Origin of the sequence: Microbacterium sp. NPDC056736, assembly GCF_042790415.1 — a bacterium.
In the GTDB taxonomy this organism is placed as follows: Bacteria; Actinomycetota; Actinomycetes; order Actinomycetales; family Microbacteriaceae; genus Microbacterium.
The window spans coordinates 74999-94453 of record NZ_JBHTZE010000005.1; the positions used below are offsets into that span (position 1 = coordinate 74999).

Genomic DNA, 19455 nt, shown 5'->3' on the forward strand with positions numbered 1-19455 from the left:
CCCCCGCTCAGGGCGCCGATGTGGAGGTGCGCACGCGCAGCTCGACCTCGAACCCCTCGTGCACCGGCTCGGTGCGGCCGGCGAAGCGCTCGAGGAGCATCTGCACCGCCCGCGCCCCCATGGCCTCGCCCGGCTGGTGCACGGTGGTGAGCCCGAGGGCGGGGTGCGAGGCCATCGGCACGTCGTCGTAGCCGACGACGGAGAGCGGCCGGCCGACCTCGGCGGCCGCGCGCATCGCCCCGAACGCGAGTTCGTCGTGCGCGGCGAACACCGCCGTCACCGGGGTGCCGTCGGCGAGGATCCGCCGCACCACGTCGTAGGCCGGGCCCTCCCCCTCGTCAGTCCGCCAGACGACCGCGCGCTCGCGGTGACCGGCGTCCGCCATGGCCGTCAGGTACTCGCGCAGGCGCACACCGTGCGGGAACGGCTCGGCGTGGTCGGACTCCGGCAGCGTGAGGTGCGCGATGTGCGTGTGCCCGAGGCCGAGGAGGTGCTGCATCGCGGCACGGGTTCCCGCCGCGTCGTCGCCGGCGACCACGTCGTAGCGGTCGGACGTGTCGTGCCGCCCGAACATCACGATCGGCACCGACGCCGAGATGCGTTCCAGCCCCGCCTCGTCGACGCGGGGCGAGACGGCGATGAGGCCGTCCACCTGGCGGTCGACGAGCGCCTCGAGCGCGCGCAGCCCTTCACGGGATCCGGCTTCGGCGGGGGCGATGATGAGCTGATACGGGGTGCCCTCGAGCGCGCGCGTGGCACCGCGGACGATGCGCGAGAAGAAGTGGTTCGCCAGGTCCGGCAGCTCGATGCCGAGAGTGTAGGTCCGGCCCCGCATCGCGCGCGCCGCGATCCGCGGACGGTAGTTGAGCTCGGTCATCGCGACCGTCACCCGCTCGCGCATCGCGTCGCTGACGCCGTAGGCGTTGCGCAGCACCTTCGACACGGCGGCGCGTGACACGCCCGCTGCGGCGGCGACGTCCTCGATGGTCGCCGCACGGGGCCGATCGACTGTCATGACTTGAGGCTAGTGGTGGCGCACACGCCGGATGGGACGGTGGCCGGTGCCACCGCCCCACCCGGTGCCGTCAGCTACCGGATCGAGAACGAGGCCGCCGCCTCGGCGTCGATCGAGCCGCCGACCGTCACGGTGTGCGTGCCGGGCGTGGTGACCCACGCCGACGCGTCCGAATCCCAGTACTCGAGCAGGTGCATGTCCGCGAGGTCCTCGGCCGAGAGCGTCACCTGCACGTTGCGGTGCTCACCGGGCTCGAGCGTCACGCGCTCCCACCCGATCAGTCGCTTGGACGGCTCGCCCGCGGCATCCGGAAGCTCCAGGTACACCTGGGCGACCTCGGTGCCGGCGACGTCGCCGGTGTTGGTGAGCCGGAACCGCACGCGGATCTCCTTGTCGCCGGTGGTCGACTTCGGCGTCACCGTGACGTGGTCGTACGAGAACTCGGTGTAGCTCAGGCCGTGGCCGAAGGCGAACAGCGGCTCGATGCCCTCCGCCTCGTACCAGCGGTAGCCCACCTTCAGGCCCTCGCTGTAGTCGACCTGCAGGATGCCCTCGGCGTCCGGCACGCCCGGATACTGGGCGACCGAGCCGGCCGTCGGCGTGTCGGCGAGCGAGGCCGGGAACGTCATCGGGAGCTTCCCGGACGGATTGACGTCGCCGTACACGAGCGCCGCCAGCGCCGGGCCGAACTGCTCGCCCGAGTGCCACGCGTGGAACACGGCGTCGACGTCGTCGATCCACGGCATCTCGACCGCGGACCCCGCGTTGAGCACCGCGACGGTGCGAGGAGCGGATGCCGCGACCGCCGCGATCAGCTCGTCGCCGTTGCCGTCCAGCCGCAGGTCGGGCAGGTCCTGGCTCTCGCCCATCGTGTAGTGCCCGAAGACGATCGCGACGTCGGCGGCGGATGCCACGGCCGCCGCCGTGGCCGCGTCCGCACCGTCGTCGTATACGACCTGTCCGCCCGCCTGCCCGACCCGATCGGTGAGCGCGGTGAGCGGGTCGACGAGGGCGTTGCAGTTGAGCACCGGCCCGCCGGGACCGAACGGGAAGTCCCACGCACAGCCGGTCTTGGCGCTGACGCCGTCGGTCGGGATGCTGGAGGCGGTCTGTCCGATCACCGCGACGGTGAGGTCCCCCTCAGCGAGCGGCAGCGCGCCGTCGTTCTTGAGGAGCACGGTGCTCTGCTCCGCGATCTCGCGCGCGAGCGCCTTGTGCGCGGGCGTCGAGACGTCAGCCACGGGGGCGGCGGGCACCGGGTGGTCGAAGAGGCCTCCGGCGATGTACGACCGCACCACGCGGAAGGCCGCCTCGTCGATCCGCTCCTGCGTGATCTCGCCCGCCGCCAGCGCGGCGTCCAGGCGCGCGGGCGTGAACCAGCGCGGCCGGTTGAGCTCCTGGTCGAGCCCGGCGTTCAGCGACGGAGCCGTCGAGTGCACCGAGCCGAAGTCGCTCATCACGTAGCCCTCGAACGGGTAGTCCTGCCGCAGGCTCGTGGTGAGGATCTCGTTCTCGCACGCGTACACGCCGTTGACCTGGTTGTACGAGCACATGAGGCTGCCGGGGTCGCTCTTGCGGACGGCGATCTCGTACGGCAGATCGTAGATCTGCTTGAACGTGCGCTCGTCCATGTTCGACGAGCTCGACTGCCGCGCCTCCTCCTGCTCGTTGGCGACGTAGTGCTTGAGGTTGGCGATCACCGGCTTGTCGGGGTTGCCGTCCTCGAGTCCGCGCACGTTCGCCGCCGCCATGAGACCTGACAGCACCGGGTCCTCGCCGAAGTACTCGGAGCCGCGGCCCGACAGGGGCGTGCGTCCTGACGCGATGCCCGGTCCGAGGATCACCGCGCTGCGCTTGTCGAACGACTCGCTGCCGTGCGCGACGGCCTTCTGCTCGCCGAGCTCGAGGTTCCACGTGGCGGCCACCGCGATCGGACCAGGCCACGCGGTCGTCCCCGCCGAGAGGTAGACGCCGTCCGGGCCGTTCGCGTAGATCACGACGGGCGTGCAGGGCACCTGTGCCGGATAGACGACCGGAGCCTCGCCCGAGAAGCCGGGGTTCCAGGTGGTGCGCGCCGGGTCGTTCGCGGGCTGCTCGACGAGCCAGCGGTACTTCTGGTGCTGAGAGCTGGCATCCAGCAGCGCCTGCGCGCGCTCATCCGCAGAGCGCGAGGCATCCATCCACGGCACCGTGCTGCAGTCCACGGCGGCAGCGGGCGCAGCGGCCGCGACCACGGCGCCGGTCGCCACGAGGCTCGCGCTCACGAGCAGCGCTGCGGTCCGTCGGCGGACGCGTCGGGCGCGCCCCCATCGGTGGTTCTCGAACAACGTCATCGTCGATCCCTCTCCATCGAAGGAGCGATCCGTAGACCGCTCTACATACTGTAGACCGCTCTACGGTGGCACGTCGCGGAAAGGACGTCAAGGATCGCCGTCCGGTCGTGGCACGCCGAACCTCACTGCTGCGGGTTAGCGTGGGAGGCATGGACGAACGGCGAAGCGACGAAGATCAGCCCGGCCAGGCGGCGAACCCGGACGCCGGCGGAACAGTCGGGGGCGGCAACCCGACCGGTGGAGACACGACGACCGAGGAGCAGCTCGAGGCCGACAACGCGGTCGAAGAGGACATGCTCGAGACCCTCGACCCCGACAACCGGCCCGTCTGACCCGCGTCGGACTCACGTCCGGCGGGCGCGGCGTCACACCTCGCGGGTGATCGTCACCTTCACGTGCAGGCTCGACTTGAACGGGCCGGCGTACACCCCGCGCAGCGGCGGCACGTCGCCGTAGTCCCGGCCGCGCCCGACGAGCACGTGGCGGTCGCCGATCTCGATGTTGTTCGTGGGATCGAAGCCCTGCCACTCGCCGGCGAACCACTCGACCCAGGCGTGCGACTCGCCGGTCACGGCGACGCCGACCTCGGCCGACGGACGCGGGTGCAGGTAGCCCGACACGTAGCGGGCGGGGATGCCGACCTCGCGCAGCGCGCCGAGCGTGACGTGCGCGATGTCCTGGCAGACGCCCTTGCGCGCCTCCCACGCCTCGCTCGCCGTGGAGTGCACCCCGGTGATCCCGTGCATGTACTCCACGGCGTCGCCGATGGCGACCGCGATCGCGTGCGCAGCCCGCCCCGGGTGGTCGTGCTGGGCGGCGATCGACCGCGCGAGATCGGCGACCTCTGCGTGCGGACGCGTGCGCCCCGTCTGCGACAGCTGCTCGACCGTCCCGATGGAACGGCCCGACTCGCGGGCGAGGCCGTCCCACGTCACGTCGATGTGCTCGAGCGGTCGCGGACGCACCTCGACCAGCGAGCGCGCCGTGATGGTGAGCGACGCGTGGGGCGACAGCACGTCGAACGCTGCCACCCGCGTGCCGAAGTAGTCGACGTACTGGTTGACGGAGGTCGACGGCTCGATGTCGAGCGACGAGTTCAGCACGAACTGGCTGTCGGTGGAGCCGGGCAGCATGCGCGCCTCGTTGTAGGACGCGCTCACGTCTCCGTGGTAGCTGAAGCCCGTCTGGTGCTCGATGCGCAGTCGCTTCATGACTGACACCCCCGCGTGCGGGCGCGTACCCCCGGTTGGTGAGCCTGTCGAACCATCATGAGATCTCTCCGATCCAGCTGGGCTCGGCCTGCGTCGGGAAGAACCGGCCGCGGATGGCCTCGGATGCCTCGCGCGTGACCTTCTGCACGCGGTCCATGTGGGCGGGCAGCTCGCCGAGGATCTCGGAGATCGGGCGGTACTCGAGGTCGTTGCGGATCTGACCGAGCGCCCGCAGGACGGTGTTGGAATGCCCGACGCGGTCCGCGCGCGGATCGATGGCGCTCATGCACTCCTCCGCCCGCTGGATCGAGTAGATGATCGAGCGCGGGAAGAGGCGGTCCAGCAGCAGGAACTCGGCAGCGTTGCGCGCGCTCGGCATGCCGCGATACGTGCGCAGGTACGCCTCGTACGCGCCGCACGAGCGCAGGATCGTGGTCCACGACGGGCCGGATGCCTCGGTCAGCGACCGCGTCGCCAGCAGCCGCGCCGTCATGTCGGTGCGCTCGATGCTGCGGCCGAGGGTGAAGAACTGCCAGGCCTCGTCGCGGCTGGTGGACGAGTCCACGATGCCGATAGCGAGTGCCGCGCGCTCCCGGACCCACTGGAAGAACTCGTGCACGCGGTCGTTCTGCAGGCGCCGCGGCATCCGTGCGTTCGTGGTGTTCAGCGTCTCCCACAGCTCCGTCGAGACGATCTCACGCGCCCGTCGGGCGTTCTCGCGGGAGGCGGTGAGCGCGTAGGCGATGCTCGACGGGTTCATGCGGTCGACGGCGAGACGCGCCAGCACGTCCTCGCGGCGCACCAGGTCGACGCCCTCGGGCGGGAGCGAGCCCATGACGCTCAGCAGCGACCGGCACGCGATGTCCTCGTCGATCCACGGGTCCTCGAGGAGGAGCTGCAGGTGCACGTCGAGGATGCGCGCGGTGCCGTCGGACCTCTCGATGTACCGCCCGATCCAGAACAGCGACTCTGCGATGCGGCTCAGCATCCGCCATCACCCCCTGTCTGCTGCTGCTGCTCCTGCTGCTCGCGGTTGCCGCGCACGGGATCGCGCGGCGAGTGCGCGGGCTCGGTCTGCGGGTCGTAGATGATCGGGATGGCCGCGGTCACGGTGGCCTGGTCGGCGACCAGCTCAGGCACCTTGCCCGGGCCGTACTCGCCGCCCGTGGGCGCGGAGCCTCCGACGATCCAGGTGTCCTTCGAGCCGCCGCCCTGGCTGGAGTTCACCACGAGCTGCCCTTCCGGGAGCGCCACGCGGGTGAGCCCGCCCGGCAGCACCCACACGTCCTCGCCGTCGTTGACCGCGAACGGCCGGAGGTCCGCATGGCGCGGGCGCATGCCGTCCTCGACGAGCGTCGGGATGGTGGAGAGCATGACGACGGGCTGCGCGATCCAGCCCCGGGGGTCGGCGAGCAGGCGCTGCCGGAGCCGCTCGAGCTCTGCCGGCGAGGCATCCGGCCCCACCACCAGGCCCTTGCCGCCCGAGCCGTCCACGGGCTTCACCACGAGCTCGTCGAGCCGGTCGAGCACCTCCTCGAGCGCGTTCGGGTCTTCCAGGCGCCACGTGTCGACGTTCTTGAGGATGGGCTCCTCGGCGAGGTAGTAGCGGATGAGGTCGGGCACGTACGTGTACAGCAGCTTGTCGTCGGCGACGCCGTTGCCGACGGCGTTGGCGATGGTGACGTTCCCCAGGCGCGCGGCGAGCATGAGGCCCGGCGCGCCCAGCATCGAGTCGGCGCGGAACTGCAGCGGATCGAGGAAGTCGTCGTCGACGCGGCGGTAGATGACGTCCACGCGCTTGGGTCCGCGCGTGGTGCGCATGAACACCTTGCCGCCGATGCACAGCAGGTCGCGCCCCTCGACGAGCTCGACGCCCATCAGACGCGCGAGCAGCGTGTGCTCGAAGTACGCGGAGTTGTAGACCCCGGGGGTCAGCACCACGACGTTCGGGTCCTCGATGCCTGCCGGCGCCGAGGCGCGCAGTGCGGCGAGCAGCTTGTTGGGGTAGTCGCCGACCGGACGCACCCGCATCGAGACGAAGAGCTCCGGCAGCGTCTGGGCCATGACGCGGCGGTTGGAGATGACGTAGCTCACGCCCGACGGCACGCGCACGTTGTCTTCGAGCACGCGCATCTCGCCGTGCTCGTCGCGGATGAGGTCGATGCCCGACACCTGGATGCGCACGCCGTTGGCGGAGTGGATGCCGGCCGCCTGGCGGTAGAAGTACTGCGACGACGCGATGAGACCGGCCGGCAGCACCTCGTCGCGCACGCAGTGCTGGTGCCCGTAGGCGTCGTCGAGGAACGCCTCCAGGGCGCGCACGCGCTGTTTGACGCCAGCCTCGATGCGCGACCACTCGTCGTACGTGATGACCCGCGGGACGGCGTCCAGCGGGAACGGCCGCTCCTCCCCCGCGAAGTCGAACGTCACACCCTGCGCGAGATACGAGCTCGCCAGCGAATCGGTGCGGCCGCGCAGCTCCTCCTGCGTCATCTGCGCGAGCGCCTGGTACAGCTCCCGGTAGGCCTCGCGCGACTCGGCCGGCGCGCCGGGGTGGGCCGGGCTCCCGAACATCTCGTCGAACGCGGGGACCCCCGAGGGCGTCTTGCGCGGCGCCAGCGTGGAGCCGTAGCCGTCGAACAGATCACCCATGCTGACGAGCCTAATGCGGCGTTCGTTGCGCTCGTGTTTCCGCCCCGTCCGCCCGGCGTCCCCCGCGCGGACGTACCCTTGCTGCATGGCGGGACGCGCCCGGGACGGCGGCATCCCCGCCCCCCTCGCATGGGTGGCGGGCGTGGCCGCCGTCGTGCTCGGCGCGGGCCTCGGCGAACTGGCCGCCGGCGTGGTGGCTCCGGCCTCCAGCCCGGTCGCCGGCGTCGGCTCGGCCCTCATCGACGTCGCGCCGCCGTGGGCCAAGGACACCGCGATCGCCTGGTTCGGCACCGCCGACAAGATCGCGCTCGTGGGCGGCATCGCCCTGGTCATGCTCGTCGTGGCCGCCCTCGCCGGATGGCTGCAGGCCAGGCGCCCGCCGTGGGGCGTCGTGCTGATCACCGTGTTCGGCGTCGCCGGCGCCGTCGTCGCGGCCACGCGTCCGGGTGCCGTGCCACTGGCCTGGCTCCCCTCGGTCGTCGCGGGCGCCTCGGGCGCGGTCGCGCTGTGGCTCCTGCTCCGGCTGCTCCGACCCGCCGCCGCGGCATCCGCCGATCCATCTGCTGCCCGTTCGCCGCAGGTGGGCGCCGATCCACCCGATCCGCGTGCATTCGACGCAGGTGAGCCGGGCGCGGGTGCCACCGCCGAGGGCACCCAGCCACCCAGCCGCCGCGCCTTCTTCGCGTGGGCGGGCGCGGCGGCGGGAGCGGGCGTTCTCGCGGTGGTCGTCGGCAGCCTGCGGACCACAGCGGCGGCCGGCGTGGCCGCGGCGCGGATGGCGCTGCGGCTTCCTACGCCGGCGGTGGCGGCATCCGCCGTCCCGCAGGGCGCCGAGCTCGACCTCCCCGGGCTCGCGAGCGTCGTCACCCCGAACGACCGGTTCTACCGCATCGACACCGCGCTCGTCGTGCCCGAGGTGAACCCGGCCGACTGGCGGCTGCGCGTGCACGGCATGGTCGCCGAGGAGCTGGAGCTCACGTGGGACGAGCTTCTCGCCCTGCCGCTCGAGGAGTCGTGGACGACCCTCACGTGCGTGTCGAACGAGGTGGGAGGGACGCTCATCGGCAACGCCCGCTGGCTCGGCCATCCGATCCGGGAGCTGCTGGCGCGGGCGCGCCCCGCCGCGGACGCCGACATGGTGCTGTCACGGTCGATCGACGGCTTCACGGCGTCCACGCCGCTGGAGGCGCTCACCGACGACCGCAACGCGATCCTCGCCGTCGGCATGAACGGCGAGCCGCTCCCCCTCGAGCACGGCTTCCCGGTGCGCATGGTCGTGCCGGGCCTGTACGGCTACGTGTCGGCGACGAAGTGGGTGACCGACCTCGAGGTGACGCGGTTCGACCGCGCCCGCGCGTACTGGACGGACCGAGGCTGGTCCGAGCGCGGGCCGATCAAGCTGCAGTCGCGCATCGACGTGCCGCGCAAGGCGCAGGGGCTGAAGGCCGGCGACGTCGTCATCGCCGGCGTGGCGTGGCACCAGGGCGTGGGCGTCGCGGGAGTCGAGGTGCAGATCGACGACGGCCCGTGGCAGGAGGCGACCCTCGCGACAGCGATCTCGGACGACACCTGGGTGCAATGGAGCCTGCCCTGGACCGCGACCGCCGGCGACCACCTGCTGCGGTGCCGTGCCACCGGCAGGGACGGGCAGCAGCAGACGCCCGCCCGCGCACCGCCCGCGCCGGACGGCGCGACGGGGTGGCACGAGCGGTTCGTCGAAGTGTTCTGAGCGCTGCCCGCGCGACGGGGTCGCGGGTCAGCCGGCGAGGACCACGCGCAGCTGCTCGATCGCCCAGTCGAGCTCGGTCGCGCGCACGACCAGCGGCGGCGCGACGCGGATGGTCTGCCCGTGGGTGTCCTTGACCAGCACGCCGCGCGCGATCAGCTTCTCGGCGATCCCGCGTCCGGTGCCGACCTCGGGGTCGATGTCGACCCCCGCCCAGAGGCCCACCACCCGCACACCCGTGACGCCGTGGCCGATGAGCTCGCGGAGCTTCACGTCGAGGTGCTCGCCGAGGAGCTTTGCCCGCCGCTGGAACTCGCCGGTCTGGAGCATCTCGACCACGCGCAGGCCGACGGCGGCGGCGAGCGGATTGCCGCCGAACGTCGAGCCGTGCTCGCCCGGACGGATGACCCCGAGCACGTCACGGTCCGCCACGACCGCCGACAGCGGAAGGATGCCGCCGCCCAGCGCCTTGCCGAGCAGGTAGACGTCGGGCACCACACCCTCGCGGTCGCACGCGAACGTCTCGCCCACACGCGCGAGGCCGGACTGGATCTCGTCGGCGATGAAGAGCACGCCGTGCTCCGTGCACAGCTCGCGGACCGCCCGCAGATAGCCCTCGGGCGGAAGCACCACACCCGCCTCGCCCTGGATCGGCTCGATGAGCACGGCGGCGGTCTCGGGGGTGATGGCGGCCTCGATCGCCGCGGCATCGCCGTAGGGCACCGGCACGAATCCCGGCGCGAACGGCCCGAAGTCGCCGCGTGCGCCGGGGTCGTCGCTGAAGCCGACGATCGTGGTGGTGCGGCCGTGGAAGTTGCCGTGCGCGACGACGATCTGCGCCCTGTCGGCCGTGATGCCCTTGACCCGGTATCCCCACGCGCGTGCGACTTTGATGCCGGTCTCGACGGCCTCCGCGCCGGTGTTCATGGGGAGCACGAGGTCCTTGCCGCACAGCTCGGCCAGCGCGGTCGCGAACGGTCCGAGCCGGTCGTTGTGGTAGGCGCGGCTGGTCAGCGTCAGCCGGTTCAGCTGCTCCTGCGCGGCGGCGACGATCGCGGGATGCCCGTGACCGAAGTTCAGGGCGGAGTAGGCCGAGAGCAGGTCGAGGTAGCGCTTGCCCTCGACGTCGGTGACCCAAGCGCCCTCGCCGCGCGCGATGACGACGGGGAGCGGGTTGTAGTTGTGGGCGAGGTGGTCCTGTTCACCGGCGATGATCTTGATCGTGGCGGTGTCGACCGAGGGCGAGGTGGCGGTCATGGGTGTGTCCTCTTCTCGGACCGTCAGCGCCGCAGCTCGAGCGTGCAGCACTTGATGCCGCCACCGCCGAGCAGGAGCTCCGACAGGTCGACGAGCACCGGGTTGTAGCCGCGCTCGCGCAACTGGGCCTCGAAGCCCTTCGCACGCGGCGAGATGATGACGTTGCGGCCGTCACTGGCCGAGTTGAGTCCGAAGACCGCGCCGTCGGCGTCGGCCACGCGGATGGCGTCGGGGTAGCGCTCGGCGAGGATCGCCTGACTGCGCTCGTCGAAGGCGCCCGGCAGGTAGGCGATGTTGGCGCGGTCGACGCCGCCCGGCCCCTCGACGGGGTCGAGCACCGAGATGGCGGTGTCGAGGTGGTAGAACCGCGGGTCGACGAGGTTGAGGCTCACGACCTCCTTGCCGAACACGTCTTCGAGCTCGCGGTGGCTGTCGCCGGTGGAGCGGAAGCCGGTGCCGGCGAGGATGGTCTGGCCGACGAGCAGGAAGTCGCCTTCGCCCTCGTTGACCTGCACCGGCTCGACGACCTCGAACCCGTTCACGCGGAACCAGTCCATGAAGGCCGGGCCCTCGGGCACGCGCTCCTGGAAACGGAACTTCGCGCCGTACGCGACGCCGCCGATGACGAAGCCGCCGTTGGCCGTGTAGACCATGTCGGGCAGGCCGTCGATCGGGTCGATGAGGTGCACCTCGTGGCCGAGCTCGAGATACGTGTCGTAGAGCGCCTGCCACTGGCGCACCGCCAGGGCGGTGTCGGTGGGGTTGGCCGGCTCCATCCAGGGGTTGATCCGGTAGCTCACCGTGAAGTGCTCGGGGCGGCACATCAGGTAGCGGCGGTGCTGCTGGACGCGGCCTCCGGTGGCGGAGGACCCGGTCGTCGGGGCGGTGGCTGCGGGCGCGGTGTTCTGCGTGGACATCATGCTCCTGTACGAGGGGCGGCGGACGCTGTCCAGAGGCCCGGCGGCCCTTCGACCGGCTGCGCTCGCTCAGGAACCGCAGCCGTGAAGGGGAAAGCAACCGGGCACGCCGCGTCCATTGTCTCACGGACGCCGGGTGCCGCCTGGGAATGCGCACGCGCAGCGTCGCCCTGCACCCCGTCACTCCGCGAGCACGACGACCTTGCCCACCGCGTGGCCGGCGGCCACGTGCGCGAGCGCCTCGCGCGCCTGGGCGAAGGCGAACCTCCGCTCGATGCGCGGACGCAGCCGGCCGGCGGTCGTGAGCGCGACGAGCTCCGCGAGGACGTCGGGCTTGGCGACGGCGGCGAGCGGACGCAGCGGACGCTTCGAACCGATCGAGAGGACGGATGCTGCGGCGATACGCCCGATCGGACCCATCACCCGCCCGCCCTCGCCCGAGACCAGGACGACCGCGCCGCCGTCGCCCACGAGCCCCCGCAGCGACCGCAGCGGCGCGGTGCCGGCGATGTCGATCACGACGTCGAACGGCTCCGCGGCGAGCTCGAGGGCACCGGGCTGCACGGCGCGGTAGTCGAACGTGCGTGCCGCACCCAGCTCCTCGACCAGCGCCCGGCTCCGCTCGCCGCACAGCGCCCACACCTGCGCGCCGCGCGCGACGGCGAGCTGTACCGCGAACGTGCCGACGCCGCCGGAGGCGCCGATCACGAGCACGCGGTGGCCGGATGCCACGCCCCCGCGTTCCAGCGCCTGCCAGGCGGTGCCGCCCGCGACCGGGAGGGCTGCGGCGTCGACCGCGTCCAGAGCGGCGGGCCGCGGGACGAGGCGGGACGCCGGGCACACCGCGTACCGCGCGAGGCCTCCCCCGGCCGGAAGCTCCCCGATCACCTCGTCGCCGACGGCGAGACCGGAGACACCCTCGCCCAGCGCGACGACGGTGGCGGCGGCATCCATCCCGCGAACCGCCTGCCGCGGCCGCCGCATCCCGAACGCGAGGCGCAGGAGTCGGGGCTCGCCGCGCATGACGCGGATGTCGCCGTTGTTGAGGCCGGTCGCGCGCAGGCGCAGCAGCACCTCGCCGCGACCGGGCGCGGGGACATCCGTCGTTTCGAGCACGACGTCGTCGGGCTCGCCGTAGCGGTGCTGCCGCCACGCGGGCATCGAATCGGTGCGCAGCGCCTGCGGCGAGGGGAGCGTCTGGTCGGACATGTCATGCCTCCGGATAGTCGAAGAGGTCGTCCAGCCCGACGCCGAATGCGCGGGCCAGCTGGAAGGCGAGTTCGAGCGTCGGCGAGTACCGCCCCTGCTCGATCGCGATGAGGGTCTGCCGCGTCACGCCCACTCGGCGGGCGAGGTCGGCCTGCGTCATGCCGGCCGCCTCGCGCACCGCGCGGATCGAGTTGGTGACCTTGGTGGGCTTGACCATCAGACGAGCCCCCGCCGGTACGCGATCACGCTCGCGATGCCGCCGACGATCGACGACAGCGCGAAGCCGAAGAACATCGCATTGGCGATCCAGAACCAGTCGGCCTCGAACGCGCACAGCACGATGACGCCCAGCCCGGCGATGACGAGGAATGCCTGGCCGACCCGCGTCGACATGTGCGCGATGTCGCGGTCGCGCTGGTCGCTCTTGCCGACGCCGTCGGGATCGCGCATGCCGGCGAGGATGCCCCACACGATGCTCACCAGGATCGCGACGGCGATGCTGCCGCCGATCGTCCACAGCATGAGCGGCACCCAGTCCACCTCGGCGACGGACCCGCCTGCCGCCTGCTGCAGCACCAGCACGACGTAGACGCCCACTCCGACGATGCTGACGATCAGGCTCACCCAGATGTTGCGCTCTTCGTACACCATGACGGCGCTCCCTGCATGTAAAGATTTCTTGACACTGCGAAGCTACGCCCGCGATGCCGGCGTGTCAAGAATTTTTTACATGCATCGAGGCCCCGCCGACGGCGGCAGACCCTGCGGGCGAGGTCGACCGCGGGCCCCCTCCTGACGCACAGCGATTTACAACGTCGTAAAAACTTCTTTACAACGTAGTAAACCGTCGCTAGCCTGACCGTGTCGGAGCCGCCTCCGGTCGCTCGGCAGCTATTCAAGGAGGAACAGTGATGAGCGTTTTCACCCGGCGCGACCGCGCCGTCGAAGGTTCGCAGGGCGGTGGGGATCGCGGCCGGAATGCCCGGCTCGTCCGTCCGTTCGCGGCCCTGGGCCTTACTGCAGCCCTGGTCCTGAGCACCGTGCCGATGGCAGCGCAGGCCGCGGACGGGGAGCTGACGCCCGGGCCCACCGTGTACGCGGATCCGGAGTCGCCGACCGGGTACACCGGGCGCTTCGTGTACTACGACCCCGATGCCACCAGCGTGCGCTTCGTCGCCGACATCCTGCTGCGCAACTGGGCCGACCGGACCGACATCACGGTCTACCAGCCGCACCAGTACGAGCCCGGTCTCATGCGGGGCGGCGGTGGCTACGACGTCGAGATGACCGATGCGGGCGACGGCTACTGGGTCACCGAGGTGCCGCTCGCGGCCGGCGCGAACCAGTACTGGTTCTACGTGGACGGCAACACCAGCGCCTGGCTCGCCGACCCGGCGAACTCGCCGATCTTCGCGCCGGATGGGATCTCGTTCCCGCAGCGGCGCGCCTTCAACAAGGTCTTCGTGCCCTACGACGAAGCGAAGCAGGACTTCGCTCCGCTCGCAGCCCGGCAGATCGAACTCCCGCGCGAGGACTCGGCCAAGGGCACGTGGAGCTACGTCCCGATCGACATCCCCAACCAGACCGGCCGCACGCTGGGCGTGTACCTCCCGCCGGACTACGACCCGAACCGTGCGGAGCCGTACAAGACGATCTACATGCAGCACGGCGGCGGTCAGGACCAGTCGGACTGGATGAACATGGGCGACGTCCCGGTGATCATGGACAACCTGATCCAGGACGGCACCACCGAGCCGGCCGTCGTCATCACGACGAACACGAACTATCTCGGACCCGTCGGAAACCAGGCCGTTCCGGGCGACGCGTATCCCAACCTGCGCAATGTCGTGATCCCCTTCGTCGAGGCGAACTACAACGTCTCGACCGAGCCGATCGACCGGGCGTTCGCGGGTCTGTCCGCCGGCAGCTTCGTCACGCAGAACCTGATCAGAGACGACGCGGACCAGTTCGGGTACTACGGCCCGTGGAGCGGCGGCGTGAGCGTCCCCGCGTCGACGCCGAACCTCGCAGCTCCGTACATCCACTATGGCGGTGGCGCGTGGGACTTCGGTCTTCCCAACGCGAACACGGTCGCGGCCCTCGACGACGTCGGGTTCATCGAGAACACGGTGGTCGCCGGGGCGCACGACTTCAACGCGTGGAACCAGCTGTTCACGATCTTCGCGCGGGACTACGTGTGGCACCCGGAGGCGTTCCTCCAGGACGAGGTCGACACCCTGAAGGCGGACGTGGCGGATGCGGGCCTGAACAAGGGCAACACGAACGCCCTCACGGTGAAGCTCGACCAGGCGCTGAAGCTCGTCACCGCGGGCGACTCGGTCGGGGCCCTCGAGGTCCTGAACGGTTTCCTCGCCCAGGTCGCCGAGTTCCAGACCGCGGGCAAGCTGACCGCCGAGCAGGCCAGTGCCCTGACGACCCTCGCCGAGAAGGTCACGTTCAACCTGGGGTACTGGGTGCAGTGAGCCACTGCTGACAAGACCAGGGCTGCCGGCGGACTCGCGCTTCCCGCCGGCAGCCCTCTCACGTGCACGGCGCGCCTGGCGGGCACGGCATCGGGCGAGGACGGGCGTGCCCCGCTTCAGGCTGAGGCCGCCGCCGGGGCCGCCGTCGAGTCCCGCACGACCAGTGAGGTCGCCAGCTCGATCCGCGTGACCTCCGGACGGGGGCCGTCCAGCAGCTGCAGCAGGAGCCGGGTGGCCTGCTCCGCCATCTCGCGAAGGGGCTGATGGACGGTGGTGAGCCGCGGGTGGGCGAGCTCCGCGATCGCGAGGTCGTCGTAGCCCACGACGGACAGGTCGCGCGGCACCGAGAGTCCGAGAGCCGAGGCGGCGTGCAGCACTCCCAGCGCCTGCGCGTCGTTGCCGGCGAAGATCGCCGTCGGCCGATCCGGCAGCCGCAGCAGCTCGGCCGCGTGATGCTCGCCCCCCTGACGCCGGAAGTCGCCGAAGCGGATCCATTCCGGCGGGATCGTCACCCCCGCGGACGCCATCGCGGCGCGGTAGCCGTCCAGCCTTGCCAGCGCGCACATCACCGACTCCGGCCCGGTGATCGCCGCGATCCGCCGGTGCCCGAGCTCCAGCAGGTGCCGTGTGGCCGCCAGCCCGCCCGACCAGTTCGCCGACCCGACCGACGGGAGGTCCGCATCGGGATCGCCGGCCGGATCGATGACGACGAACGGGATGCCGCGCGCGGAGAGCCGCTCCCGCCCGTCGGCCGGTATGCCGGCGAAGAGGAGGATGATGCCGCTCGGCGCGCGGCGCACGACCGAGTCCAGCCACTCCGGTCCCGGGGCACGACGATCCCCGCTCACGGAGAGCGAGACCGCCATGCCGGCGGCCGCGGCGCTCTCGCGCACCCCCTCGAGGATGCCGAGCGCCCACTCGCCCTCGAGCTCGTGGAGCACGACCTCGATGTAGTCCCGTCGCTGCCTGCTCTTGCGGCGCCGGTAGCCGCTCGCGTGCAGCTGCTCCTCGACGAGCGCCCGTGTCGTCGACGAGACGTCCGAGCCGCCGTTGAGCACCTTGGAGATGGTCGTCAGCGACACCCCTGTCTGAGCGGCGATCTCCTTCAGCGTCACTCTCTGGGGTCGTGCCATCTCGCCACCCGGCCGGCTCGTCGCGGCGCTCGCGTCAGTCCAGCGTGAGCGCCGTCCACGACACGGGCGGCAGCGTGACGGTCACCCTGCCCTCCCCGACGTCGACGGACGAGTTGGTCCTGGGCGTGACGCGCTCCGGATCCTCGAGGGTGTTGGCCGCGTGGATGTCGTCATCGAACAGTGAGATCGCGGAGGCGTCGGCGACCTCGCCGAGAGCGCGCACATCGATCTCTACGGAGACCTCCTCGTCGAGGCTGCGGTTCACGAGGAACACCGTCGTGCCGCCCCCGCTCGCATCGCGTGTGGCCACCGCGTCCACGACCGACACGTCGCCGTACTCCGCCGTGGCGTAGGTGGGGCTGTCGAGCTTCAGCTCGAGCGCGACACCGCGGGCGAGGCGCGAGGTGAGCGAGAACGGATAGAAGGTGGTCTGCCGCCACGCCGGCCCGCCGGGCTCGGTCATGATCGGCGCGATGACGTTGACCAGCTGCGCGAGGCTCGCGGCCGTCACCCGGTCGGCGTGGCGAAGCAGCGAGATGAGGAGGCTGCCGAAGACCACGGCATCCAGGACGGAGTACGAGTCCTCGAGCAGGCGGGGTGCCACCGGCCAGTCCTCCGCATCGGTGATCTTGTCGACCTCGTTGAAGCGCGACTGGTACCAGACGTTCCATTCGTCGAAGGAGATGTCGATCGTCTTGTCGCTGTGCCTGATCGCCTTCACGTGGTCGGCGGTGGCCACGACGGCCTCGATGAAGCGGTCCATGTTCACGCCGGAGGCGAGGAAGCTGCCGTAGTCGTCGCCCTTCGGCTCGTAGTACGCGTGGCACGAGATGTAGTCCACGTCGTCGTACGTCTTGCTGAGCACGACGCGCTCCCAGTCGCCGAAGGTGGGCATCTGGGCGCTCGAACTGCCGCAGACGACCAGCTCGAGATCCGGATCGATCTGTCTCATCGCGCTCGCGGTCTTCGACGCGATCTGCGCGTACTCCTCGGCCGTCGAGTGCCCGAGCTGCCATGGCCCGTCCATCTCGTTGCCCAGGCACCACATGCGGATGCCGTGGGGTTCGGGATGGCCGTTGGCGACGCGCCTGTCCGACCAATGGGTGCCCGATCGCAGATTGGCGTATTCGAGCACATCCAGCGCCTCCAGGACTCCGCGCGTGCCGAGGTTGACGGCGTACATCAGCTCGCTGTCGACCTTCTTGAGCCACCCCGCGAACTCGTCGAGGCCGATCTCGTTGGTCTCGGTCGAGTGCCACGCCAGGTCGAGCCGGCGGGGCCGGGCGTCGCGGGGCCCGACGCCGTCCTCCCAGCGATACCCCGAGACGAAGTTTCCGCCCGGGTAGCGGATCGTGGAGACGCCGAGCTCCCGGACCAGTTCGACGACGTCGCGGCGGAAACCGTCCTCGTCGGCGGTGTCGTGTCCCGGCTCGTAGATGCCGTCGTAGACGCATCGCCCCAGGTGCTCGACGAACGAGCCGAAGAGCCGGCGGTTGACGGGTCCGACGGTGAAGTGCGGGTCGACGGTGAGATGTGCGCGGATCATTCTTCTCTTTCAGGGACAGGGGGAACCGAGGCGAGGCGGCGTGATCGTCGGATCACTTGAGGCTTCCGATGGCCAATCCGCCGCGCCAGTACTTCTGCAATCCGAGGAAGGCGATGATCAGGGGGATCACCGAGACGAGCGAGCCGAGGATGATGATGCTCCAGAGGGTCTGCCCGCCCGCCGCGCCGTACGTCGACGCAGTGGACTGCCACAGTCCGATTCCGACGGTCACCGGGAAGAGGCGGTTGTCGGAGAGCATGACGAGGGGCAGGAAGTAGTTGTTCCACGACGCCACGACCGACAGCAGCAGGACGGTGACGATGGCGGGACGCAGCAGCGGCAGCGCCACGGTGAGGAACGACCGGAACTCGCCCGCGCCGTCGACGCGCGCCGCGTCGAGCAGCTCGTCGGGCACGGCATCCCGCGCATACACGTTCATGAGATAGACGCCGAACGGGTTCAGCAGCGTCGGGAAGATGACCGCCCAGATGGTGTTCGTCCAGCCGACCTGCGCGAACAGCACGAAGGTCGGGATGACGAGCGCCGTCGTGGGAACCATGACCGCGCCGAGGAGGATCGCGAACGAGAGCCGGCGACCGGCGAACTGGTACTTCGCGAAGCCGTAGCCGGCGAGCACGGCGAGCACCGTCGCGCCGATGCCCCCCGCGATCGCGTAGAGCGCGGAGTTGGCCAGCCAGCGCGCGTAGATGCCGCCGCTGTACGTGAACAGGTCGACCAGGTTGCCCAGATAGTTGATGTCGTCGGCGAACCAGAGCGAGCTGTCGCCGCCGAAGAGCCCGGCCGCGGTCTTGGAGCTGTTGACGATCAGCCACCAGAACGGGACCAGGAAGTAGACCATCAGCGCACCGAGGACGATGTTGAGTGGGATGCGGCCCCGCTCGCGCGGACCGCGACGGCGCTCGATGGTGTTCCGGCGGGGCGTGCGGGTGCCGGTGACCTCGACAGGCGTGACGCTCATGAGAAGAAGCTCCCTCGCTTGCGGGTGGCGAACAGGAAGATGTAGACGCAGAGGAACACGACCGCTCCGAGCGCGAACGAGATGGCCGCTCCGTAGTTGTAGTTCGCGAGCGAGAACGCCTGCTGGTAGGCGTACATGTTCGGTGTGAAGTCATTCGGGATCGCACCCGCCGCGAGATCCTGGAGGATCTTCGGCTCGTTGAAGAACTGCAGCGTTCCGATCAGTGCGAACACCAGGATCAGCAGCAGAGCCGGCGCGACGAGGGGGACCTTGATCCGCCAGACGATCTGCCACTGCGACGCCCCGTCGATGCGGGCCGCTTCGTACAGGGTCGGGTCGATGCCCTGAAGCGCCGCGTACAGGATGATCATGTAGTAGCCCGCCCATTGCCACGTCACGATGTTGAGCAACCCGTAGAAGATCAGGCTCCGGCTCAGGAAGTCCGGGGCCTCAGCGCCGAAAATTCCGAAAAGCTCCGCGAGAGGGCCGAAGTTGTCGCTGTAGAGGAAGCCCCACATCAGCGCGCCGATCACGGTCGGAATCGCGTACGGCATGAAGATCATGAGCCGGGAGAACCGGGCGAATCGGGTGACGATGATGTCGAGGATCAGGGCGATGGCGAGGGAGACCGCCATCTGCAGCGGGATGAGCACGATCGAGAAGCGGATCACGAACCACACGCCGTCGAGGAACGACGGGTCGCTGAACGCCTTGGCGTAGTTCCCGAAGAGGACGAAGCGCGTCCCTCCGATGAGCGACTTCTGGAAAAGGCTGAGGTAGAGGGCGTACCCGATCGGGAGCACGAGCAGCGCGAGGAAGATGATCGCGAACGGGCTGACGAACAGCCAGCCGACCAGGTTCTGCCTCGCGGCGGTCGACTTGCGGCGCTTCGATGAGAGGGGCGCTCGGGTCGAGACAGGAGCTTCGGTTGAGGCGGTCATGATGTCTCCGGGTCTGTGAGGGATGCCCGAGGGTCGGGGGGGGCGGGCCCCGG

Annotated in this window: 17 protein-coding genes; 3 read left to right on the forward strand and 14 right to left on the reverse strand. The window is 70.5% G+C overall.

The window, feature by feature from the left end; translation table 11 throughout:
• Positions 1-7: 7 nt before the first annotated feature.
• Complete coding sequence (locus ACFRAL_RS11535) at positions 8-1015, reverse strand: LacI family DNA-binding transcriptional regulator (RefSeq protein WP_378882948.1); 1008 nt, start codon at positions 1013-1015, stop codon at positions 8-10.
• Positions 1016-1089: 74 nt separating this feature from the next.
• Positions 1090-3348, reverse strand: coding sequence for a beta-glucosidase (locus ACFRAL_RS11540; protein ID WP_378882952.1), 2259 nt, complete (start codon positions 3346-3348; stop codon positions 1090-1092).
• A gap of 149 nt (positions 3349-3497) precedes the next feature.
• On the opposite strand from ACFRAL_RS11540, the gene ACFRAL_RS11545 reads away from it, so the two are divergent.
• Positions 3498-3680: a hypothetical protein gene (locus ACFRAL_RS11545; RefSeq protein WP_336394461.1), complete on the forward strand. Its 183-nt coding sequence runs from the start codon at positions 3498-3500 to the stop codon at positions 3678-3680.
• 33 nt (positions 3681-3713) lie between these two features.
• Here ACFRAL_RS11545 and ACFRAL_RS11550 read toward each other — a convergent pair whose 3' ends face one another.
• From ACFRAL_RS11550 to ACFRAL_RS11560, 3 genes are read right to left on the reverse strand one after another with little or no spacing between them, the layout of a single operon-like run.
• On the reverse strand, positions 3714-4559 hold the full coding sequence (locus tag ACFRAL_RS11550) for a transglutaminase family protein (RefSeq protein ID WP_336394460.1): 846 nt from the start codon (positions 4557-4559) through the stop codon (positions 3714-3716).
• Positions 4560-4614: 55 nt separating this feature from the next.
• A complete protein-coding gene (locus ACFRAL_RS11555) occupies positions 4615-5547 on the reverse strand; it encodes an alpha-E domain-containing protein (RefSeq protein ID WP_336394459.1) in 933 nt (310 codons plus the stop codon).
• Positions 5541-7211, reverse strand: a complete 1671-nt coding sequence (locus ACFRAL_RS11560; protein WP_336394458.1) for a circularly permuted type 2 ATP-grasp protein — start codon at positions 7209-7211, stop codon at positions 5541-5543. Before ACFRAL_RS11560 ends, ACFRAL_RS11555 begins: the two co-directional genes overlap by 7 nt.
• Before the next feature lie 85 nt (positions 7212-7296).
• Here ACFRAL_RS11560 and ACFRAL_RS11565 point away from each other — a divergent pair, with 85 nt between their 5' ends.
• Positions 7297-8940 (forward strand): molybdopterin-dependent oxidoreductase, encoded by a 1644-nt coding sequence (locus ACFRAL_RS11565; RefSeq protein ID WP_378882958.1) that lies wholly within the window; start codon positions 7297-7299, stop codon positions 8938-8940.
• Positions 8941-8967: 27 nt separating this feature from the next.
• Here the strand turns inward: ACFRAL_RS11565 and rocD are convergent, their stop codons facing one another.
• From rocD to ACFRAL_RS11590, 5 genes are all read right to left on the reverse strand, one after another.
• Positions 8968-10194, reverse strand: a complete 1227-nt coding sequence (gene rocD / locus ACFRAL_RS11570; protein WP_378882961.1) for an ornithine--oxo-acid transaminase — start codon at positions 10192-10194, stop codon at positions 8968-8970.
• A 23-nt stretch (positions 10195-10217) separates the two neighbouring features.
• Positions 10218-11111, reverse strand: coding sequence for a dimethylargininase (ddaH, locus tag ACFRAL_RS11575; RefSeq protein WP_378882964.1), 894 nt, complete (start codon positions 11109-11111; stop codon positions 10218-10220).
• 180 nt (positions 11112-11291) lie between these two features.
• Entirely contained in the window at positions 11292-12320 is a 1029-nt protein-coding gene (locus ACFRAL_RS11580; RefSeq protein ID WP_378882967.1) for an NAD(P)-dependent alcohol dehydrogenase, read from the reverse strand.
• 1 nt (position 12321) lies between these two features.
• Positions 12322-12537: a helix-turn-helix transcriptional regulator gene (locus tag ACFRAL_RS11585; protein WP_109209029.1), complete on the reverse strand. Its 216-nt coding sequence runs from the start codon at positions 12535-12537 to the stop codon at positions 12322-12324.
• The gene (locus ACFRAL_RS11590) at positions 12537-12971 is read right to left on the reverse strand and encodes a hypothetical protein (RefSeq protein ID WP_336394453.1); all 435 of its coding nucleotides are present in this window, start codon (positions 12969-12971) and stop codon (positions 12537-12539) included. The genes ACFRAL_RS11585 and ACFRAL_RS11590 overlap by 1 nt, the downstream gene beginning before the upstream one ends.
• Before the next feature lie 260 nt (positions 12972-13231).
• On the opposite strand from ACFRAL_RS11590, the gene ACFRAL_RS11595 reads away from it, so the two are divergent.
• Positions 13232-14803, forward strand: a complete 1572-nt coding sequence (locus ACFRAL_RS11595) for an alpha/beta hydrolase-fold protein (RefSeq protein ID WP_378882971.1) — start codon at positions 13232-13234, stop codon at positions 14801-14803.
• A gap of 116 nt (positions 14804-14919) precedes the next feature.
• Here the strand turns inward: ACFRAL_RS11595 and ACFRAL_RS11600 are convergent, their stop codons facing one another.
• From ACFRAL_RS11600 to ACFRAL_RS11615, 4 genes are read right to left on the reverse strand one after another with little or no spacing between them, the layout of a single operon-like run.
• Positions 14920-15936, reverse strand: a complete 1017-nt coding sequence (locus ACFRAL_RS11600; protein ID WP_378882974.1) for a LacI family DNA-binding transcriptional regulator — start codon at positions 15934-15936, stop codon at positions 14920-14922.
• 34 nt (positions 15937-15970) lie between these two features.
• Positions 15971-17482, reverse strand: coding sequence for an alpha-N-arabinofuranosidase (locus ACFRAL_RS11605; protein ID WP_336394450.1), 1512 nt, complete (start codon positions 17480-17482; stop codon positions 15971-15973).
• A gap of 52 nt (positions 17483-17534) precedes the next feature.
• Positions 17535-18461: a carbohydrate ABC transporter permease gene (locus tag ACFRAL_RS11610; RefSeq protein ID WP_336394449.1), complete on the reverse strand. Its 927-nt coding sequence runs from the start codon at positions 18459-18461 to the stop codon at positions 17535-17537.
• Positions 18458-19402, reverse strand: coding sequence for a sugar ABC transporter permease (locus ACFRAL_RS11615; RefSeq protein WP_336394448.1), 945 nt, complete (start codon positions 19400-19402; stop codon positions 18458-18460). Before ACFRAL_RS11615 ends, ACFRAL_RS11610 begins: the two co-directional genes overlap by 4 nt.
• Positions 19403-19455 lie beyond the last annotated feature (53 nt).